Source organism: Sphingomonas bacterium, assembly GCF_028292945.1.
Taxonomy (GTDB): Bacteria; Pseudomonadota; Alphaproteobacteria; order Sphingomonadales; family Sphingomonadaceae; genus Sphingomonas.
On the sequence record NZ_JAQGLJ010000040.1, the window covers coordinates 1 to 18,126 of the forward strand.

Below are 18,126 nucleotides of genomic sequence, written 5' to 3' on the forward strand. Positions count from 1 at the left end.
GAGAGCCTGCAGCACGTCGACCATACGATCTTCGAGATCGCCGAGACGCTTGCGCCCAAGGCCTATTCCAGCCGCGCGTTCATTCGCGAGATGGGCAAGTATCTGGTCGAGCATGGCAAGAAGGAGAACAGTCTCGTCAAGCTCGCCTATGAGCATGACGTGCCGATCTTCTGCCCGGCGTTCACCGATTCATCCGCGGGGTTCGGACTCGTCAAGCATCAGGTCGATGCGATGAAGGCGGGCAAGCCGTACCTGACGATCGATTCAATCGCGGACTTCCGCGAACTGACCGACATCAAGATCGCGGCGGGCACGACGGGCCTGCTGATGATCGGCGGCGGCGTGCCCAAGAACTTCATCCAGGACACGGTCGTCTGCGCCGAGATCCTGGGGCATCACGATGTCGAGGTACATAAGTACGCGGTGCAGATCACCGTCGCCGATGTGCGCGACGGGGCGTGCTCGTCCTCGACGCTGCAGGAGGCGGCATCGTGGGGCAAGGTCAATACCGGCATCGAGCAGATGGTGTTCGCCGAGGCGGGGTCGGTGATGCCGCTGCTGGCGTCGGATGCGTGGCACCGCGGGCTGTGGAAGGATCGCGAGCCGCGGCGCTGGGCGAAGCTGTTTGCCGGGGTAGACGCGTAGGATGAGCGCGATCGATCGCACGTTGCTGCAGCCCGCGATCGTCCTGGCGATCTGGACGCTGGTCATGCTGTTCTGGACGCTGGCCACACGGCTGCCGGCGATGCGCAGGGCTGGCGTGAACATGGGCGATCTGGTCGGCACCAAGCCAGCCGATGCCGACCGCGCGCTGCCCGCCGGAACCCAGTGGAAGGCGCACAACTACATGCACCTGCTGGAGCAGCCGGTGCTGTTCTACGTCGTGGTGTTCGCGCTGGTGCTGATGGGGGTAAACGACTTCGAGACGCGGCTGGTGGCGTGGGGCTATGTCACCTTCCGCATCCTGCATTCGATCTGGCAGGCGACCGTCAACCGGGTCCGGCCGCGCTTCTATCTGTTTGCGATCTCGACCGCGTTGCTGACCGGGCTGGCCGTGCGCGCGGCGCTGGCGGCGTGGGGTGTGGAGCCGTTCTGATGGCGAAGGACGGCGCGTTCGAACGGCATCGCCAGCCCTGGACGACCGACGAGATCCAGAAGCTGCACCAGCTCGCCAAAAAGGGCATGGCGCTGAAGGCGATCGCCAAGGCGATGACGCGGTCGGAGGAGTCGATCAAGGAACGCGCCAAGGCGGACGGGCTGGCGATCACGAAATTGCGCTAAAATCTGGCACGAGTCCCCGCATCTTCCTTCCCGGGAAAGCCGGGGTCCAGTTGCGGATAGCCGACGATGCGTATGGCATTTATCCAGCGCGGCTGACTGCGCCCCGGCTTCCGCCGGGGAAGCAGTGACGTTTCAGTCCGAGCGATACTAACCAAACAGCCGCTTAAGGCTCTTCTCCAGCATCAGGAACTGCCACAGCGTGCGACCGTGTTCGGCGCGGCCGGTGCGGTGGTCTTCGGCGAGGCGGCCGAGCGCGGCGAGATCGAACCAGCCGGTGTCCGCGAGCGTCTTCGATCGCGCCAGCGCGGCGGCCTCGGGGGCGAGACGGTCGCGGAACCAGGCGCTGACCGGGGTGACGAAGCCCATCTTGGGCCGGTACAGCACCTCGCGCGGCAGATAGGGCTCGAGCGCGCGCTTGAGCAGCCATTTGCCCTGCCCGCCGCGCACCCGCATCCTGGCGGGAATCGTCGCGGCGAACTCGACCAGGCGGTGATCGAGCAGCGGCTCGCGCGCCTCCAGCCCCACGGCCATGCTGGTGCGATCGACCTTGGTCAGCATCCCGCCGGGCAGCCAGCGCGTCAGATCGGCGTACTGCGCGCGGTCGAGCGGCTCGCGCGCTGGCGCGGCGCGCATCGCCGCGATCCAGGCGTCCTCCGCGCGATAGCCGCCAAGCTCGCGGCGCGCGTCGGCGGAAAGCAGCGTGCGGCGAACCTCGGGCGTGGTGACGCCGACGGCGCGCGCATATGCCTCGTCACCATCGGCGGCGAGCGAGAGCAGCGTCGTCTTGGCCCGCAGGGGGCGTGGCGCCCAGTCCGCCTTTGGATAGATCGCACCCAGCATCCCGGCGCCGCGCCGCAACGCGGCGGGCATGAAGCCTCGCACGCGCTCTTCGGCATGCTGAAACCGCTGGCGGCGATAACCCGCAAACGCCTCGTCCGCGCCGTCGCCGGACAGCGCCACCGTCACCGTCTCGCGCGCGAGCGCGGACACCTGATAGGTAGCGAGCGCGCTGGCGTCGGCGAACGGCTCGTCGAACGCCGCCACCAGCGTATCGAGCAGGTGGAGGTCGTCGGGACTGACGACCTGTTCGCGATGGTCGGTATGGAAGCGTTGCGCGACCAGATCGGCATAGCCGCGCTCGTCATGGCCGCGCTCGTCGAAGCCGATCGTGCAGGTCTTGACCGCGCGCTGCGACGCCTCGGCCATCAGCGCCACGACGGCGGAGCTGTCGACCCCGCCCGACAGGAACGCGCCCAGCGGCACGTCGGCGACGAGGCGACTGCGGACGGCGGTACGCAGATGGTCGACCAGTTCGGCGGCGAGATCGTCGGCCGAGCCGCGCGCACGCTCGGCGAACGAGACCTGCCACCAGCGGCGCGGCTCGGGGACCGGGCGCCCACGTTCGAGCAGCAGGAAATGGCCGGCCGGCAGCTTGCGCACGCCGGCGACAATGCAGCTGTCGTCGGGCACATAGCCCCAGGCGAGATAGTCCTCGACCGCGCGCAAATCGGGTGCGCGACGCACGAGCGGGTGGGCGAGCAGGCCCTTCAACTCGGACGCGAAGGCGACACTGCCATCGGCCAGCTCGGCATAGTGAAGCGGCTTCACCCCCAGCCGGTCGCGCGCCAGGAACAGCGACTGCGCGTCCGCATCGTGCAGCGCGAACGCAAACATGCCATTCAGGCGATCGAGCAGCCCCGGCCCCCACGCCCGCCAGCCGTGCAGCAACACCTCCGTGTCGCCCTGCGTACGGAAGCGCGCGCCCTGCCCCTCCAGCTCGCTGCGCAACTCGGCGAAATTATAGATCTCGCCATTATAGGTGACGGTGAGCGCGCCGTCCCCCATCGGCTGCGGCGAGCCGGCCACGTCGATGATCGACAGTCGGCGATGGCCCAGCCCGACGCCGGGCGCGGTCCATACGCCCTCCCCGTCCGGCCCGCGATGCGCGAGCGCGTCGATCATGCGATGGATGCGCAGCGGCTCGACCGGCTTGGGGGTGCCGGGGTGAAACAGCCCGGCAATGCCGCACATGCTACAGACCCGCCGCGCGCGGCAGCGGCCCGAGCGCATGGCGGAAGCGCGCTATTGTCGCGGCGGCGTCACGGCCGGGCGTCACCTCGGCGGAAAGGTGGACGACGAGCGCGCGATTGGAGCGGCCGAGCAGGCGTGCTTGCGCGGTGTGGCGCTTCACTTGCAGAGGACTGGCGGCATCGACATCGCCGACGCGATACCAGCTTGCGACCACGCGCTCCACTGGTCCGGGTGCGGTAATGCGCATGGCCCGGCCGCCGGCGATCGGGGGCAGATCGGCGACGCGCAACCAGCGATCCGCCTCGCGCAGCACGCCCGTGCCGAAGGAGACGAGTTCCGCGCCCTCGCGTTGGCGGGCGAAGACGGCAACGCCGACATCGACGGCATTGCCGCGGGCATCGACATAGCGGCCGAACAGCGTGTGATCGGCACCGGGATGGTGCGGCTGCCACGGCGCGGTCGTGGAGATCGGCGCCCTGGTCCAGCCCGGCAGTTCGGGCAGCGAGAGTTGCGGCGGCAGCGGCGCGGCACGATTGGCGGCGGCGCTCCAGCTGGGGAAGATCGTGGCGGTCGCGAGTACCAGAAGAACCGCGACGGCGAGCGGCACTGTGCGCGCGACCGGGGCTTGCAAGCGGTCGGGATCGAACGCGGGCGCGTCGGGGGCACGGTCGAACCAGCGCCACGCCGCGGCCAGCAGGCCCGCCATGACGACGGCGAAGAACAGCCAGCCATAGACGATGTGGTCCGCCCCCGTCGCCGCTTCCAGCGAGGTCAGATGCGCGGCGTAGATCGTCCCGAACGCACGCACGCCGTTGGCGATGACCGGTACGACGACGCATGCGGCGAGGAACACCGCGCGTCGCCGCCAGCGGGTGAAGCACAGGTTTGCGACCAGCACGCCGAACGCCAGCATCGCGAGCACGAACTTGCTGCCGGAGCAGGCCTCCGCGACCTCGAACCAATAACGCCCGGCGTGGATCAGCACGCCGTCGACCTGCGCCGGCACGCCGACCAGATCGAGCAGCGGCATGACGATGGCGACGGTGACCTGCTGCAGCGGCGGTTCCAGCTCCTCGCCGAACGGCACGAGAAACCCCGCATAGGCGAGCGGAAAGGTCAGACCGCGCGCGACCTGGGGGCCCAACAGCGTCACGGCCGCGCCGATCAGCATCGCCACCAGCCCGGCCTGACGCAGCACGGCCGCGGACGCCGCGTCACCGAGCAGCCAGCCGAACCCGCCCGCCGCGACGACGGCAAGTCCCGGCCACCAGGCAACCGGGCGGAGCTGTGCCAGCTCGGCGCGGCGCTGCCACACCAGCCAGGCGATGACCGGCGGGATGAAGATGCAATGGCCGTAGGTGGTCGATGTCCACCAGATGCGCGCCATGTCGCCCAGGTCGGTGCGGAAGAGGATGAGGAGCGCGGCGGCGGTGAGTGTGAGGGCGATGAGGTGCGGTTGCCAGGGTCGCGCGGCGATCCATTCCCTTCCCCGGCGAAAGCCGGGGCCAAGTGTCGGCGCACCGCGCCGCCTTTTCTTCTTGGCTGGACCCCGGCTTTCGCGCGGGAGGGGCAGGTCTATCACGCCGCCACCCGCTCCGCAGGCAGCCCGAGCAGCGCGTCCAGCGGCTGCAGGCGCGCGCGCCAGTCATACCGGGCGATCACCTGCGCGCGGGCAGCCCCACCCTGCCCCGCACCGTCCAGCGCCGCGCAGACCTGTTCGATCCAGTCTTCCGCCCCGTCGGCGACCGCGATCGTGCCGGCATGGTCGATCCCCTCCGCAGCACCTGGCGAGGCGATCACCGGGCGCGCCATCGCCATCGCCTCCAGCACCTTGTTCTGGATGCCGCGAGCCAGCTGGAGCGGCGCGACGCAGACCTGCGCCGCCGCCAGCCAGCCGCGCACATCGGGCACCGCGCCGGTGACGAGGACGCCGGGCAGTTTGGCCAGCGCGTGGACCGCGGGCGTCGGCGCGCGGCCGACGATCGCGAACCGCGCCGCCGGGCGTCGGGCGCGGACGGCGGGCAGCACTTCGCGCGCGAAGAGGGTCACCGCGTCCACATTGGGCTGATAGTCCATCTGCCCGGTGAACACGATCAGCTGCCCCGCCCGGTCGACAGTCTCGAAGCTCGCGGCGGGATCGAAGAAGCGGGCATCGATGCCGTTCTCGACCACCTCGATCCGGCCGGAGCCGCCCGTCGAACGAAACAGCGCCGCCTCGCTGGCGGTGACGAACAGGCTGGCGGTCACCCGCGCGGCGACTGCGCACTCGAAGCGGCCGAGCAGCCGTGCCTCGCGGCGGAGCAGCGGGCGCAATGGCAGCGCGGCAGTGGCCGCCTGTTGCGCGAACTTGGCCGAGTCCACGTCGCAGAAGTCCATCACCGCAGGCGTGCGCGCGGGCAGATACTGCGCCATCTGACCGGAGAAGCAGTAGGTCGCGTCCGTGCGCGGCGCGGCGGCCATGGCGGCGTGCATCGCGGGGTGATCGAACGCAGTCAGCGATACGGGCAACCCACTCGCCAGCGCCTCCAGCGTCGCGCGGACCCGGCCCTTGCGGCGGGGCACGATCGTGCAGCTGGCGATGAGCTCGCGCAGGTGGGGGTGCGCCTGACAGTCGGCCGGATCGTCGGCGAAGGCGACCAGATGCACGCGCGCGCGTGCCGCGAGGTAACGGAGCACTTGGTAGCTGCGGATCTTGTCGCCGCGATCGGGCGGGTATGGAACGCGATGGGCGAGAAACAGGATGTCCCTCACCCCAGCCCCCGCGCGATCGGTGGCCCAAGCAGATTGGCGACCGGCAGCGGCAGGCGCTTCCAGGTCCGCACCATCAGCGCGTATTTCGGGTTGAGGGGGTTGATCTCGCGCTTCGGACCGACGCTTCTGCTCCAGTAGGTCAGCGGCTCGGGGGTGAAACCCCAGTTCTTCTTGAACGCCGCCGGCCCGGTGCCTGCCTTGGACCGGCCGAAGTCGAACCGCGTGCAGCCGCGTCCGCGCGCGTGGCTCATCAGCGCAAAGTACATCCGCTCGTTGGCGCGCAGGCCGCGCGCCGCCTCGGTGCCGCCCCCCCAATAGGGATAGACGGTGCCGTTGAGGTAGAGGCTGAGCACGCTGGCGACCGGCTGGCCGGCGTGCCGCACGGTCAGGATGTCGGCGTCGAGCTGGTCGAGGACGGCGCGGAACAGCTTGGCGGGAAAGACCGGCGTGCCGAGGTTGCGGACCGACTCGGCGTAGATGCGGTAGTGTTCGCCCAACGCGGGCGCGTCGCTACCGATCGCGATCTCCCCATCGTTGCCGAGCGCGCGGCGGACCTCGGCGCGCTGCTTGCGCGGGACGGCGAGGAGCTCGGCGTCGTCGCTAGCGGCGAGCGCGCGGGTGAACCCGACATAGGTGGTTTGGTCCGATGCCCAGCCCGCCGGTCCTGTCCCCCCGCGCAGCTCGACAGAAGGGCAGCCGAGCCGTTGCGCCAGGTCCCACGCTCCAGCGGCGAGTTCCTCCGTCGCGTCGCCCAGCACGCCGCCGCCGACGCCGAATCCGGCGGAGACCAGCGCGCGGCCGACCAGGGGCGAGCGCATCTCCGTCAGGGGAAGGACCCCGGCAATGCCCCCGCTCGCGCGCTCGGCAACGAGGTAGCGCGCGCGTTGACCGCAGCCGGTCGCGACGGCGCGGCTCCAGCCGGCGAGGTGAAAGGGGGTGGCGTGCGGGTGCGCGCGGACGAAGCGGTCGAGGCGTGACGCTTCGTTTGCGTCGCGCAGGTCGGCCTCGCGGATGCCGATCAGGGTGGAGGGCTGGAAGGTCACGCGGCCATTCTGTGCGTTGCGCCGGGCGGCGCGAGTGCGTCCACCACCGCATCCACCCTGCCCCAGTCGTGGCGTGCGATCAGGCCACGCAGTTTGCCGGCCATTGCGCCCAGCCGGCTATAATGGCGCAGGCGCGACCGCAGCGGCGCGTTGGCGACGCGCGGCTGGTCGGGGTCGATCTCCCATGGGTGAAAGTAGAAGACGGCGGGCTGCCCCTCCGCATTGACCTGACGCACCGCGAAGTCGGTCAGCGCGGCGGGGAGCAGGCGAAAGAAGCCGCCGCCGGTCGCGACCCGACGCGAGCCGATCTGTGCGACGGTCACCGGCAATTCGACCAGCGCCGCGTCGGCGAGCGGGCGAAAGGCATAGCGGGGCGCTTCGGGCCAGCCATAATGGTCGTGGCGCAGCGGTGCCACGCTGGACGAGTAGCGATAGCCCGCCTCGGCCAGCTCCGCGAACGCCCATGGGGTGCGCGTGTCGATCGAGAAGCTCGGCGCGCGATAGCCGCTGATCGCGACGCCACCCGCGTCCTCCAGCGCGCCGCGCGCACGGACGAGGTCGGCGCGGAATTCGGGCGCGGTCATGGTGAATACGCGCTGGTGATCCCAGCCATGGCTGGCGAGCTCGTGTCCCGCCGCGACGATGCGGCGGATCAGCGCCGGATACCGCTGCGCCACCCAGCCCAGCGTGAAGAAGGTCCCCTTTGCCCCGCTCTCCGCGAACAGCGCCAGCACAGCATCGGTGTTGCGCTCGACCCCGGGCGACAGGCTGTCCCAGTCGGCCTTGTCGATGACGCGCTCGAACGCGCCGACCTGGAACCAGTCTTCGACGTCGACGGACAGGCCGTTACGCGGCACGGGCGCGCTGGCCCAGCCTGGGCGCGGGCGCGTCCCCTTCGACCCAATCGACCAGCAGGGTGAGCACACGGCGCAGCGCCTGGTCCTGTTCCTGCAGCCGTGCCTCCAGATCGGCGAGACGGCGCGTCATCTCGGCATCCGGGATCGCATGATCTGGTGCCGTCGGCGAAGCGTCCACGGCCGCGCCGGGCAGATCGGCCGCCATGTCGGCCTGTACGGCGCGGACCACGTCGCCATCGATCAGGTCTTCGCCCGTCACCGCCGCATGCAGCATGACGCGCGCGGCAAGCACGTTCAGCCGGCGCGGTACGCCGCCCGATGCCGCGAACAGCGCCGTGAACGCCTCCTCGCTGAAATCCGGCCGCCCCTGCCAGCCGGCCAGCGCCAGCCGATGGGCGATATAGTCGGCGACCTCTTCCTCTTCCATCGGGTCGAGGTGATGGACCGCGATCACCCGCTGGCGCAACTGCTCCAGCCCGGTGCCATGATTGAGCCGTTCGCGAAACTCGGGCTGGCCGAGCAGGACGATCTGCGTCAGCGCGTGACCGCCGGCCTGGAAATTGGACAGCATCCGCAGCTCTTCCAGGCTCTCGACCGGCAGCGCCTGCACCTCGTCGACGACCAGCAGCGTGCGCTTGCCCGTCCGCGCCACCGCGTGCAGCCCGCGCTCGATCGCGAGCAACAGCTGCGCCTTCTCCAACTCCGCCGTATCGACACCCAGCTGCGCCGCCACGATGCGGAGCAGGTCGGCGGCGTCGATCGCGGTGGAGACGATCTGGACGACGTGGAACGGCGTGCGATCCATCGTCTCCAGCAGATGGCCGATCAGCGTCGTCTTGCCGGCACCGATATCGCCGGTGATGACGATGAAGCCCTCCTCCTGCGCCAGCCCATAGCTCAGATACACCATCGCCTTGCGGTGGGTGGCGGTCTCGAACCAGAAATGCGGATCCGGCGTCAGCTGGAACGGCCTGGCGGTCAGCCCGAAATGTTCGTCGATCATCGAACGCGACCCTTTAGAAGCTGTAGCGCGCGCCGAGCAGCGCCTGGCCGCGCAGCGACGTGTCGATCCCGTCGCCGACGCGGAACGAGTAGATGCCGACCGACGCGGTCGTGCTCAGCCGGCCGAAGTCGTGGAAATAGCCCGCCGTGGTCCCGACCGAGAGGACGTCGTCGGACCCTGCCGATGCCGGCTCGTAATAGTCGGCAAACGCCTGGACGTTGAACCCGGACACGGGGCTAAGCTGACGGGTGAAGAAGAGTTGCGCATAGTAACTCTCGTCCTCCAGCCCATAGAGGGTGATGCCGGGGCGATCGGGTCCGAACAGCTTGCGGTTGGCATAGCCGATGCCGGCGCCCGCCGTCGTCGCGCCCTTGGTCGCCGACACCACCGCGTCGATCCCGCGCGCGCGGTAACTCGCGGTCGTCACCGACTGGAAGACATTGTCGAGGCAACCGCCGGGCGCGGTGCCTGTCGTGCCGAAGGTGCAGCCGTTGAACGCCTGGGCGAACTGGTCGCGGGTGGCGATGAAGCTGGTCGGCAGGTTGGCGATGCCCTGGCGCAGCTGCCGCCCGAAGGTGGTGACGACGTCGTACACGCCGACCTGGACGCCGACCGTCGGCGCCGCGGCCCAGCTCGCCGAACCGGTGTAGCTGGTCGAGCCGTAGCGGCGGCCGACGCGCGCGGACACCGAGGTGCGCCGGCTGGGCCGCCACACGACGCCGGCATCGTAGTACACGCCGTCGGTGCGATAGGTGACCCGGCGGGCGGAAGCGTCGTCCAGCACGAAGCGGCCGTTTTCGTCCACCACCGGTGCACCGGTGGGGGTGAACAGCGCCGCCCGCTGGCTGGTCTCGACCTCTTCATAGCCGACGCCTGCCTGCAGCGCGACGGTGGGCGAGACGGGCGCGAGCACGTCGCCGCGAACATACCAGCTGTCGTAACGCTGCTTGAGCGCGCCGCTGGTCTCCCGCTCCCACCCGGCGCTGGCGGTCAGCCCGACCGGAAGGACGGCGCGTGGCGGCAAGGCGGCGGTGACGCTGGCGATCTGGCCGACCGAATCGTCGTAGTAATCGAGCCGCGGCTGACCGGCGATCAGAGACGACCGGTCCGGGGTCTCCACCTTCGTATAGCCGATCCGGTACAGCGCGTTCAGCTCGACCGGCCCGGCATATCTGGACAGCGTCGGGCCGGCGTAGAGCGAGTAGAGCTGCGAGACGTTGCGATTGTCGCCGGCGAACACGCCCGGCGCCTCGCCGCGGATGTCGGAGCGCGTGCGGGTCGCAAGTGCGCCGCCTTCCAGCATCACGCCGGGAGTGAGCCGGAACGCCGCGCGCGCCAGGCCCGAATGGACGCTGTCATCGCCGTAATCGTCGTCCCAGCTGAAGCGATGCTCGTAACGGTACGACGCTTGCGCGGTCAGTCGCGCGGTATCGACCGCCACGTCGACGCCAGCCGCCAGCGACGTGTAGGTCAGCACGTCGCCGCTCTTCAGATCGGCATCGAACGTCTGGCTCACCTCGATATAGGGCTGCACGGTCGTGCGCGCGCGCGCTGCCGTGTCCTGGGCAGCGACCGGGCTGGCGATCAGCGCGAGGCTTGCGGTGCCGCAAAGCAGGAATAGCTTCTTCATGGGGTCAACTCCTGACCGTAATAGCTGCCGAAGCGGTGGCGATCGGGGACGAAGCTCACCGCGTTGAGGACGAGGCCGATGTGCTCGCAGCCGTCCAGCAGCGCGACGGCGGCGGCGACCTCGCTCTCCGGTGTGCGATCGGCGCGCACCACCAGCATGACCTGACCGACCAACCCCGCCAGGACGGCTGCCGGTGAAGCAGCAAGCGCGGGCGGAGAATCGAAGATGATGATGCGATCGTGCTGCGCGGCGAGAAGGCGGGCGATGACCGCGCGGGTACGCGCGCTGGCCAGCAACTCGGTATCCATCGCGGTCATGGCACCGGACGACAGCACGCTGAGGTTCGGCACGTCGGTGCGGACCACCAGCGCCTCCGGGTCGACCGTGCCGTCGTAGAGTGCGTCGAGCAGGCCCGGCCCGGGTTCCAGCCCCAGCCGGCGGCAGACGTCCGGCTTGGCGACGTCCGCGTCGACGAGCAGCACCTGCGTGTCGCGCTCGGCCGCCATCGAAAGCGCCAGGTTGATCGCGCAGAACGTCTTGCCGTCGCCCGGTCGCGCCGAGCAGACCAGCAGCGTGCGCGACTTGTCCACCTCGCCGGCGGACGCGAGCCGCTGACGGGTGACGGACAGCTGGCGCTTGACCAGCCGGAACTCCTCCGCGAGCGGACCGACCGGCGCGCCGGGCACGATCATGCCGTTCTCGGCCAGCCGGCCGCGATCGATCAGCGCTTCGCCGGGCGTGACCGGCGGGGGTGTGAAGTCGTCCTCGCCCGCGTCGGCGTTCGCCAGGAATTCCGGGGGAATGGCAGCAAGCGTACCGCCAAGGTCGACGACGCCAGTGCCGCTCGTCCCGCGCGAACCGCCTCCGTTCGGCCCGAACCATGTCGAGCGACCTTGCTGGCCCGGTGCGATTTGTGCGTCGACTTCGCTCGGCACGAACGGAGCCGAGGCAGGGACGAGTAGCCGCGGCTTGGGTCGCGACCCCGCCCCCATCGCCGCCGCGCGTTCCAGCAGCGACAGCTCGCGCTTCTTGGGAAAGGGAGTCATGTCGTTCATGCTGCCAGCCCCCGCTGCAAGGTCTCGACCCCCAGCAGCAGCGCGTAGGCCGCGACCAGGCCACCGGCGCCGCCGGCGAACAGTTTGAAGCGCCGGGCGCGCGCGTCAGCCTGCGCCCGCGTCACCATCTCGCCAATCGCACCCAGCACGGGCAGGCCCGCGGCGCGCTCCAGCTTGGGGGCGGTGGCGAAGGTCTGGCGTAGCTGGCCAAGCGCGAACGCCGCGCCGACGCCGGCCGCGATGCCGGCGAGCAACACGCCGGTCAGCAGCAGGAAGCGGTTGGGCGCCGCGGGCGTGCGCGGCGTGGTGGGTGGATCGATCACCGAGAAGCGGACCTGATCGGTCTGCGACTGTGCCTGCCCGCGCAACGCGATCTGCTCGCGCTGGGTGAGCAGCTGGTCGTACTGGTCCTTGAGGACGCGATAGTCGCGCTCGATGCGGCCCTGCTCGGCCGCGACCTGGGGATCGACGGAGAGCTTGGCGTTGAGCTGATCGAGATCGCCCTGCAGCTGCGCCCGGCGGATGCGGAGCGACGCGACCGCCGCTTCGCGATCCGCGCGCATCGATTGCAGCGACAGGTACAGCGGGTTGGGCGTGCCGCTCCCGGCTCCGCCGCCCGACATCGGCTCGCCGCGCGCGGCGGCGGTGGCGGCCGCGTACTGACTGCGCAGCGCCACGACATCGGGATGGTTCTCGGTGTAGCCGCGGGCGCGCGCATCGGCGAGCTGGCCGTTGATGGCATTGAGCCGCGCGCGCGCCGGGCCAAAACCTGCAGCGGTGGCGACACCGGGCACGGAGGCGGGCACGCCCGCCATCTGGCCCTGCACGGCCGCGAGCGCGGAGGTTGCGGCAGCGAGGTCACCGTCGACCTGACTCAGCTGTTGGCGGGACGCGCCGATGCGCTCGGCGATCGATCCGGTTCCGGGTAGCGAGCCGAGATAACGGTTCTGGAAGTCCGCCTGCTTCGCCTCGGCTTCGGACAGCGCCTTTTGCCGCGCCGCCAGCTGCTCGTCGAGGAAGCGCAGCGAGGATGCGGTCTGCGTGCGGTCGCCGGCGAGGTTCGATTCAACAAAGGTGTCGATCAGCTTCTGCGTCACGGTGCGCGCCAGCTTGGGGCTGGGCTGCGTGGTGGTGATCTCGAACAGATTGTCCTGCTGCGGCGTGATCTTGATCGCCAGCATCAGCGAGGCGACGCGATCCGCCACGTCGCGATCGCTGGCGACGGTGTTGGCGAGGTCGGTGCCGCGCACGACCTTTTCCAGATTGACCGCGGAGACGATCGTCTGGCGAATGGTGGTGTTGTCGACGGTCGGCTGCGGCAGGCCGTTGGGGCTGGCGGGCAGCAGCGACTGCATCTGCACGAACACCCGCGCCCGGCTCTCATATTTGCTGGGGATCTGCGAGACGACCAGCCAGCCGAGCACGCACACGGCCCACGCGACGCCGAGCGCAAGCCAGCGTCGCGTCCAGATGCTGTGCAGCGCCAGCCGGGCTTCGTCGTAGATATTTCCCACGCGCGGCTCAGAACATCGATTCGGGGATGATGATGACGTCGCCCGGCGCCAGGCGGACGTTAGCCTTTGAATCCCCCTGCTTGAGCAGCCGGCCGACCTGAATGGCATATTCGGTCTGCTTGCCGGTATCGCGATCGTATCGGACCAGCTTGGCCTTGTTGCCGGCCGCATATTGAGACAGTCCGCCGACCGCGATCATCGCGTCGAGCAGCGTCATGTTGGCGCGAAACGGGATGGAGGCGGGCTTTTCGGTCGCGCCGACGATGCGGACCTGCTGGCTGAACGTGCCGGAGAAATTCTCCACGATCACCTGGACGATCGGGTCCTTGATATACTCGCCCAGCTCCTTCTTCATGTCGGCGGCGAGCATGGCGGGCGTCTTGCCCACGGCGGGCATGTCCGCGACCAGCGGCGTGGTGATGCGGCCGTCGGGGCGGACCTGGACCTTCGACGACAGCTCCGGATTGCGCCACACGAAGATGTTGAGCTGATCGAGCGGGCCGATGACATATTCCTCGCCCGGCCGCTCCTGGCCGGCCACATAGGAGGCCGCCGGCAGCTGGGTGCCGCCGCCCGAGGCACAGCCGGTGAGGGCAGTTGCGGTCAGGGCGAGGATGAGAATGGGGCGGGCAAGCGTACGCATGGGGCCTCCTGGCGGCCCCGATCGGACCGCTAAATCAGGCCTTGGCTATGCGCGGGAGAGGTGAAGATAGCGTTTAGGACGGGCCGTTCGCGAAGCTCCAGCCGCGGAGACGTTGCTCAATTCGGCGCTCGCCGATAGATGCGCGCTACTTTGCACCCCCCCCCCGCAAGGATGAGCTGCTTGACGACAGATGGATTTGCCGAGGTCGATGCCGCCGTCCGCGCGGTGCTCCGCGATGTGCTGGGGCTTTCGGCCGAGCGGGTGGCGCGGTTCACCGAGGCGACGCCGCTGTTCGGCGCGCTGCCGGAGCTCGATTCGATGGCGGTCGCGGGCGTGCTGACCGAGCTGGAGGACCGGCTAGGCATCACGGTCGAGGATGACGAGGTCGACGGCGAGATGCTGGAGACGTTCGGCGCGCTGACCAGTTTTGCCGCGGGCAAGGCGCTCAACTAAGCGCTCGCGCTCACCACGTCGCTTCCGCATTCTCCTTTTCGCGCGGCGGCTCGCGCATCGCGGCCGCGTCCGATTCGTGCGCGGCATGGGCGAGGAAGCGTTCGGCATCGAGCGCCGCCATGCAGCCGGTGCCGGCGGCGGTCACCGCCTGACGGTAGATCTTGTCGGCCACGTCTCCGCACGCGAAGACACCGGGAACGTTGGTGCGCGTCGAGCCCGTCTCCACCGCGAGATAGCCGTCGGCGTCCAGCTCCAGGTGGCCACGGAACAGCTCGGTTGCCGGGTGATGGCCGATCGCGACGAATCCGCCGTCCACGTCGAGCCGGCTGCGCGCGCCGGTGACGGTGTCTTCCAGCTCCAGCGCGACCAGCCCGGCGGTGCCGCCGCCGTCGACGAACTCCAGCACTTCCTTGTTCCACATGACGGTGATCTTCGGATTGGCGAACAGGCGCTCCTGCAGGATGCGTTCGGCGCGCAACGAGTCGCGGCGGTGGATCAGCGTCACGTCGGGCGAATGATTGGTGAGGTACAGCGCCTCCTCGACCGCGGTGTTGCCGCCGCCGATCACCGCCACCTTCTTGCCGCGATAGAAGAAGCCGTCGCAAGTGGCGCAGGCGCTGACACCCTTGCCCTTCATCGCCTCCTCGCTGTCCAGCCCAAGCCATTTCGCCTGCGCGCCGGTGGCGATCACCAGCACCTCGCCCTCGTACACGTCGCCACCGTCGCCGGTGAGCCGGAACGGGCGGCGGGACAGGTCGACGCCCGTGATCGTGTCCCACATCATCGTCGTGCCGACATGCTCGGCCTGCTTCGTCATCTGCTCCATCAGCCACGGGCCCTGAATGACGTCGGCGAAGCCCGGATAGTTCTCGACATCGGTGGTCGTGGTGAGCTGGCCGCCGGGCTGGATGCCCTGCACGACGATCGGCTTCATGCCCGCGCGTGCGCCGTAGATGGCGGCGGACAGGCCGGCGGGGCCGGAGCCGAGGATGAGCATGCGGGTGCGGTGAATAGCCATGGGGGCGATCTAGGCTACGCGGCGGCGCTTTTCCATGGCACGCTTGCGGCGCCAGACCGTTGGAGGCGCATGACCGAGAAGGTGGAGATCAAGCCGTACGGGGGTGCCGCGGGCGGATGGGGGTCGGTAAAGAGCCTCGCCACGATTGGTCGCCGCGAGCAGTCGGGACCCGAGGTGCTCAGGGAGCTGACGCGGCAGAACAAGCCGGACGGCTTCCAGTGCGTCAGCTGCGCGTGGGGGAAGCCCGAGCATCCGCATCCGGCGGAGTTCTGCGAGAACGGCGCCAAGGCCACCGCCTGGGAGCTGGCGCGGTTCCGGGTCACGCCGGACTTCTTCAAGGCTCACACGGTGGCCGAGCTGCTGGGCTGGCGCGACCATGACCTCGAACAGGCCGGACGGCTGACGCACCCGATGCGATACGATCAGAGCAGCGACCGCTATGTCGCTGTAAGCTGGGAGGAAGCGTTCACCGATATCGGCGCGAAGTTGAAGGGGTACGATCCCACCAAGGCGATCTTCTACACCTCCGGGCGCGCCGCGCTGGAGACCAGTTACATGTGGCAGCTGCTGGCGCGGATGTACGGCAGCCACAACCTGCCCGACTCGTCGAACATGTGCCACGAGACGACGTCGGTGGGGCTGAAGGCGTGCATCGGTTCGCCGGTCGGAACGATCCAGCTGACCGACTACGAGCATTGCGACGCGATCTTCTATTTCGGCCAGAACCCCGGGACGAACAGCCCGCGCTTCCTCCATGACCTGAGATCCTGTGCGAAGCGTGGGGTGCAGATCATTGTCTTCAATCCGCTCAGGGAACGCGGGCTGGAGCGGTTCACCGACCCGCAGAACCCGGTCGAGATGGCGACCAACAGCTCGACCCAGATCGCGACCCAATATCATCAGGTGAAGGCCGGTGGCGACATCGCGGCGATCCTGGGCATGATCAAGCACATGCTGGCGCTGGACGATGCGGCAGGCGGCACGGTCCTTGATTACGAGTTTATCGCGCAACATACCAAAGGCTTCGACGGTGTCGCTGCCAAGGCGCGCGAGACGAACTGGGACGAGATCGAGCGCGAAAGCGGGCTGACGCAGATGGCGCTGGAGGGCGCCGGAGCGATCTATGCGCGATCGAAGGCGGTCATCTGCGTCTACGGCATGGGCCTGACGCAGCATCGGCACGGCATCACCAACATCCAGATGCTGGTCAATCTGATGCTGCTGCGCGGCAATGTCGGCCGCCCCGGCGCGGGGTTCGGACCGGTGCGCGGGCACAGCAACGTGCAGGGCCAGCGTACGGTTGGCATCACCGAGAAGCCCGAGCTGATGCCGCTCGACCAGCTCGCCCGCCAGTTCGACTTCGAGCCGCCGCGCGAGCTGGGCTGGGACACGGTCGCCGCGTGCGAGGCGATCGTCGGCGGCGAGGCCAAGGCGTTCCTCGGCCTCGGCGGTAATTTCGCGCGGGCGGTTCCCGACACCGCAACGATGGAGCCCGCGTGGCGCGAGCTGGATCTGGTGGTCAACATCGCCACCAAGCTCAACCGCACCCACCTGTGGCCGGGCCGGACGACGTACCTGCTGCCGTGCCTGGGCCGCATCGAGCTCGATCGGCAGGCGAGCGGCGCGCAGACCGTGACGATGGAGGATTCATTCAGCCGTATCTACGGCTCACGTGGACGTGCGACGCCGGCGGCGGCGGCGCTGCTGAGCGAGCCGGCTATCGTCGCGGGCATCGCCAAGGCCACGCTCGCGCCCAATCCAAAGGCCGATTGGGACGGCTGGGTCGGCGACTACCGCCTGGTCCGCGACGAGATCGAGAAAACCTGGCCCGACCTGTTCGCGCGCTTCAACGAGCGACTGGGCACGCCCGGCGGATTCTGGAAGGGAAATCACGCCGCGCACCGCGAGTGGAAGACGGGCAGTGGCCTCGCCGAGTTCAACGTGCCCGAGACCTTGAACGGGGCCGGGTTCGAGGATGGCGAGGATCGCTTTCGCCTCATCACGCTGCGGTCGAACGATCAGTTCAACACCACCGTCTATGGCTATGACGACCGGTTCCGCGGCATCAAGGGCACGCGCGATGTGGCGATGATGAACCGGCAGGACATGACGGCGCTCGGCGTGGTCGATGGCGAAACGGTGAGCCTCGTCGGCGCATATGGCGACAACGCAGACAAGCGTGTCGGTGGCCTGCGCGTCGTGCCCTACAACATCCCGCGCGGCTGCATCGCCGGCTATTTCCCCGAGCTCAACATCCTGATTCCGATCGCGCACCACGCGCTGGAAAGTCATGTTCTGGCGGCCAAATCGGTGCCGGTGCGCGTGGAAAAGACATGACACGCCAGCCGATCCTGGGCGCGATCCTGACCGGCGGCCGATCCTCGCGCTTCGGGTCGAACAAGGCGGACGCGCAGTGGAACGGGCGCAGTCTGGTCGAGCATGCCGCCGCCATGCTGGAGCAGCATGTCGACACCGTGGTACGGGTCGGCGGCGACGGCGAGGTGCCCGACCTGCCGCACCCGCATCTCGGCCCGCTGGGAGGCATTGCAGGCGCGCTCGACCACGCCGCCTCGCATGGCTTTGCCACCGTGGTGACGATCGGCTGCGACATGCCTCGCGTGCCGATCGCGTTGCTGACCGCACTGCTGCGCCGGGCGCCGGCCTATTGCAGCGACGCGCCGGTGCTGGGGCACTGGCCCGCCGCGCTGGGCGCTCAACTGCTCGGCTGGCTGGAACGCGAGGATCGTTCGGTGCGCGGCTGGGCGCGGCGGATCGGCGCGCTGCCGATCGCCTCGCCGGTGCCGCTGGGCAACGTGAACACGCAAGAAGACCTGCTGGCGCTATGAC

17 protein-coding genes are annotated in these 18,126 nt (G+C 69.2%); 6 read left to right on the top strand and 11 right to left on the bottom strand.

The genetic code is table 11. The features are described 5' to 3' along the window. The 3 genes from JWN21_RS04905 to JWN21_RS04915 all read left to right on the top strand — a co-directional run. On the top strand, positions 1 to 645 hold a 645-nt coding region (locus JWN21_RS04905; protein WP_299646840.1), incomplete at its 5' end, for a deoxyhypusine synthase family protein. Position 646: 1 nt separating this feature from the next. Beyond that, positions 647 to 1,096 carry an MAPEG family protein gene (locus JWN21_RS04910; RefSeq protein WP_367182912.1) on the top strand — a complete coding sequence of 150 codons (450 nt, stop codon included), beginning with the start codon at positions 647 to 649 and terminating at the stop codon, positions 1,094 to 1,096. Beyond that, the gene (locus tag JWN21_RS04915) at positions 1,096 to 1,281 is read left to right on the top strand and encodes a Myb-like DNA-binding domain-containing protein (RefSeq protein ID WP_299646843.1); all 186 of its coding nucleotides are present in this window, start codon (positions 1,096 to 1,098) and stop codon (positions 1,279 to 1,281) included. The genes JWN21_RS04910 and JWN21_RS04915 overlap by 1 nt, the downstream gene beginning before the upstream one ends. 147 nt (positions 1,282 to 1,428) lie before the next feature. Here the strand turns inward: JWN21_RS04915 and JWN21_RS04920 are convergent, their stop codons facing one another. From JWN21_RS04920 to JWN21_RS04965, 10 genes are all read right to left on the bottom strand, one after another. Further along, positions 1,429 to 3,312, bottom strand: coding sequence for an XrtA/PEP-CTERM system amidotransferase (locus JWN21_RS04920; RefSeq protein ID WP_299646845.1), 1,884 nt, complete (start codon positions 3,310 to 3,312; stop codon positions 1,429 to 1,431). A 1-nt stretch (position 3,313) separates the two neighbouring features. Then, positions 3,314 to 4,789 (bottom strand): exosortase A, encoded by a 1,476-nt coding sequence (xrtA, locus tag JWN21_RS04925; protein ID WP_299646948.1) that lies wholly within the window; start codon positions 4,787 to 4,789, stop codon positions 3,314 to 3,316. 101 nt (positions 4,790 to 4,890) lie between these two features. Then, on the bottom strand, positions 4,891 to 6,063 hold the full coding sequence (locus tag JWN21_RS04930; RefSeq protein ID WP_299646847.1) for a TIGR03087 family PEP-CTERM/XrtA system glycosyltransferase: 1,173 nt from the start codon (positions 6,061 to 6,063) through the stop codon (positions 4,891 to 4,893). After that, a complete protein-coding gene (locus JWN21_RS04935) occupies positions 6,060 to 7,106 on the bottom strand; it encodes a FemAB family XrtA/PEP-CTERM system-associated protein (protein WP_299646849.1) in 1,047 nt (348 codons plus the stop codon). Before JWN21_RS04935 ends, JWN21_RS04930 begins: the two co-directional genes overlap by 4 nt. Beyond that, a complete protein-coding gene (locus JWN21_RS04940) occupies positions 7,103 to 7,963 on the bottom strand; it encodes an XrtA system polysaccharide deacetylase (RefSeq protein WP_299646851.1) in 861 nt (286 codons plus the stop codon). Before JWN21_RS04940 ends, JWN21_RS04935 begins: the two co-directional genes overlap by 4 nt. Next, positions 7,953 to 8,966 carry an AAA family ATPase gene (locus tag JWN21_RS04945; RefSeq protein WP_299646854.1) on the bottom strand — a complete coding sequence of 338 codons (1,014 nt, stop codon included), beginning with the start codon at positions 8,964 to 8,966 and terminating at the stop codon, positions 7,953 to 7,955. The genes JWN21_RS04940 and JWN21_RS04945 overlap by 11 nt, the downstream gene beginning before the upstream one ends. A gap of 13 nt (positions 8,967 to 8,979) precedes the next feature. Continuing rightward, positions 8,980 to 10,596 (bottom strand): hypothetical protein, encoded by a 1,617-nt coding sequence (locus JWN21_RS04950; protein WP_299646856.1) that lies wholly within the window; start codon positions 10,594 to 10,596, stop codon positions 8,980 to 8,982. Next, positions 10,593 to 11,651 (bottom strand): AAA family ATPase, encoded by a 1,059-nt coding sequence (locus JWN21_RS04955; protein WP_299646858.1) that lies wholly within the window; start codon positions 11,649 to 11,651, stop codon positions 10,593 to 10,595. Before JWN21_RS04955 ends, JWN21_RS04950 begins: the two co-directional genes overlap by 4 nt. Beyond that, positions 11,648 to 13,165, bottom strand: coding sequence for an XrtA system polysaccharide chain length determinant (locus tag JWN21_RS04960; RefSeq protein ID WP_299646860.1), 1,518 nt, complete (start codon positions 13,163 to 13,165; stop codon positions 11,648 to 11,650). The genes JWN21_RS04955 and JWN21_RS04960 overlap by 4 nt, the downstream gene beginning before the upstream one ends. Positions 13,166 to 13,172: 7 nt before the next feature. After that, positions 13,173 to 13,808: an XrtA/PEP-CTERM system exopolysaccharide export protein gene (locus JWN21_RS04965; RefSeq protein WP_299646862.1), complete on the bottom strand. Its 636-nt coding sequence runs from the start codon at positions 13,806 to 13,808 to the stop codon at positions 13,173 to 13,175. A gap of 180 nt (positions 13,809 to 13,988) precedes the next feature. Between JWN21_RS04965 and JWN21_RS04970 the strand changes: the two genes are divergently transcribed. Next, a complete protein-coding gene (locus JWN21_RS04970) occupies positions 13,989 to 14,261 on the top strand; it encodes an acyl carrier protein (RefSeq protein ID WP_299646864.1) in 273 nt (90 codons plus the stop codon). Positions 14,262 to 14,271: 10 nt separating this feature from the next. Here JWN21_RS04970 and trxB read toward each other — a convergent pair whose 3' ends face one another. After that, positions 14,272 to 15,279 (bottom strand): thioredoxin-disulfide reductase, encoded by a 1,008-nt coding sequence (trxB, locus tag JWN21_RS04975; protein ID WP_299646866.1) that lies wholly within the window; start codon positions 15,277 to 15,279, stop codon positions 14,272 to 14,274. A 69-nt stretch (positions 15,280 to 15,348) separates the two neighbouring features. Here trxB and JWN21_RS04980 point away from each other — a divergent pair, with 69 nt between their 5' ends. Continuing rightward, positions 15,349 to 17,616, top strand: a complete 2,268-nt coding sequence (locus JWN21_RS04980) for an FdhF/YdeP family oxidoreductase (RefSeq protein WP_299646868.1) — start codon at positions 15,349 to 15,351, stop codon at positions 17,614 to 17,616. Next, on the top strand, positions 17,613 to 18,125 hold the full coding sequence (locus JWN21_RS04985) for a molybdenum cofactor guanylyltransferase (RefSeq protein WP_299646870.1): 513 nt from the start codon (positions 17,613 to 17,615) through the stop codon (positions 18,123 to 18,125). Before JWN21_RS04980 ends, JWN21_RS04985 begins: the two co-directional genes overlap by 4 nt. Position 18,126: the final 1 nt, after the last annotated feature.

Excerpts from the sequence above, each read along its gene's own strand:
- JWN21_RS04945 (WP_299646854.1), bottom strand. The coding sequence starts at position 8,966 with ATGATCGACGAACATTTCGGGCTGACCGCCAGGCCGTTCCAGCTGACG.
- JWN21_RS04910 (WP_367182912.1), top strand. The coding sequence starts at position 647 with ATGAGCGCGATCGATCGCACGTTGCTGCAGCCCGCGATCGTCCTGGCG.
- JWN21_RS04980 (WP_299646868.1), top strand. The coding sequence starts at position 15,349 with ATGACCGAGAAGGTGGAGATCAAGCCGTACGGGGGTGCCGCGGGCGGA.
- JWN21_RS04920 (WP_299646845.1), bottom strand. The coding sequence starts at position 3,312 with ATGTGCGGCATTGCCGGGCTGTTTCACCCCGGCACCCCCAAGCCGGTC.
- JWN21_RS04950 (WP_299646856.1), bottom strand. The coding sequence starts at position 10,596 with ATGAAGAAGCTATTCCTGCTTTGCGGCACCGCAAGCCTCGCGCTGATC.
- JWN21_RS04915 (WP_299646843.1), top strand. The coding sequence starts at position 1,096 with ATGGCGAAGGACGGCGCGTTCGAACGGCATCGCCAGCCCTGGACGACC.
- JWN21_RS04965 (WP_299646862.1), bottom strand. The coding sequence starts at position 13,808 with ATGCGTACGCTTGCCCGCCCCATTCTCATCCTCGCCCTGACCGCAACT.
- JWN21_RS04985 (WP_299646870.1), top strand. The coding sequence starts at position 17,613 with ATGACACGCCAGCCGATCCTGGGCGCGATCCTGACCGGCGGCCGATCC.
- trxB (WP_299646866.1), bottom strand. The coding sequence starts at position 15,279 with ATGGCTATTCACCGCACCCGCATGCTCATCCTCGGCTCCGGCCCCGCC.
- JWN21_RS04955 (WP_299646858.1), bottom strand. The coding sequence starts at position 11,651 with ATGAACGACATGACTCCCTTTCCCAAGAAGCGCGAGCTGTCGCTGCTG.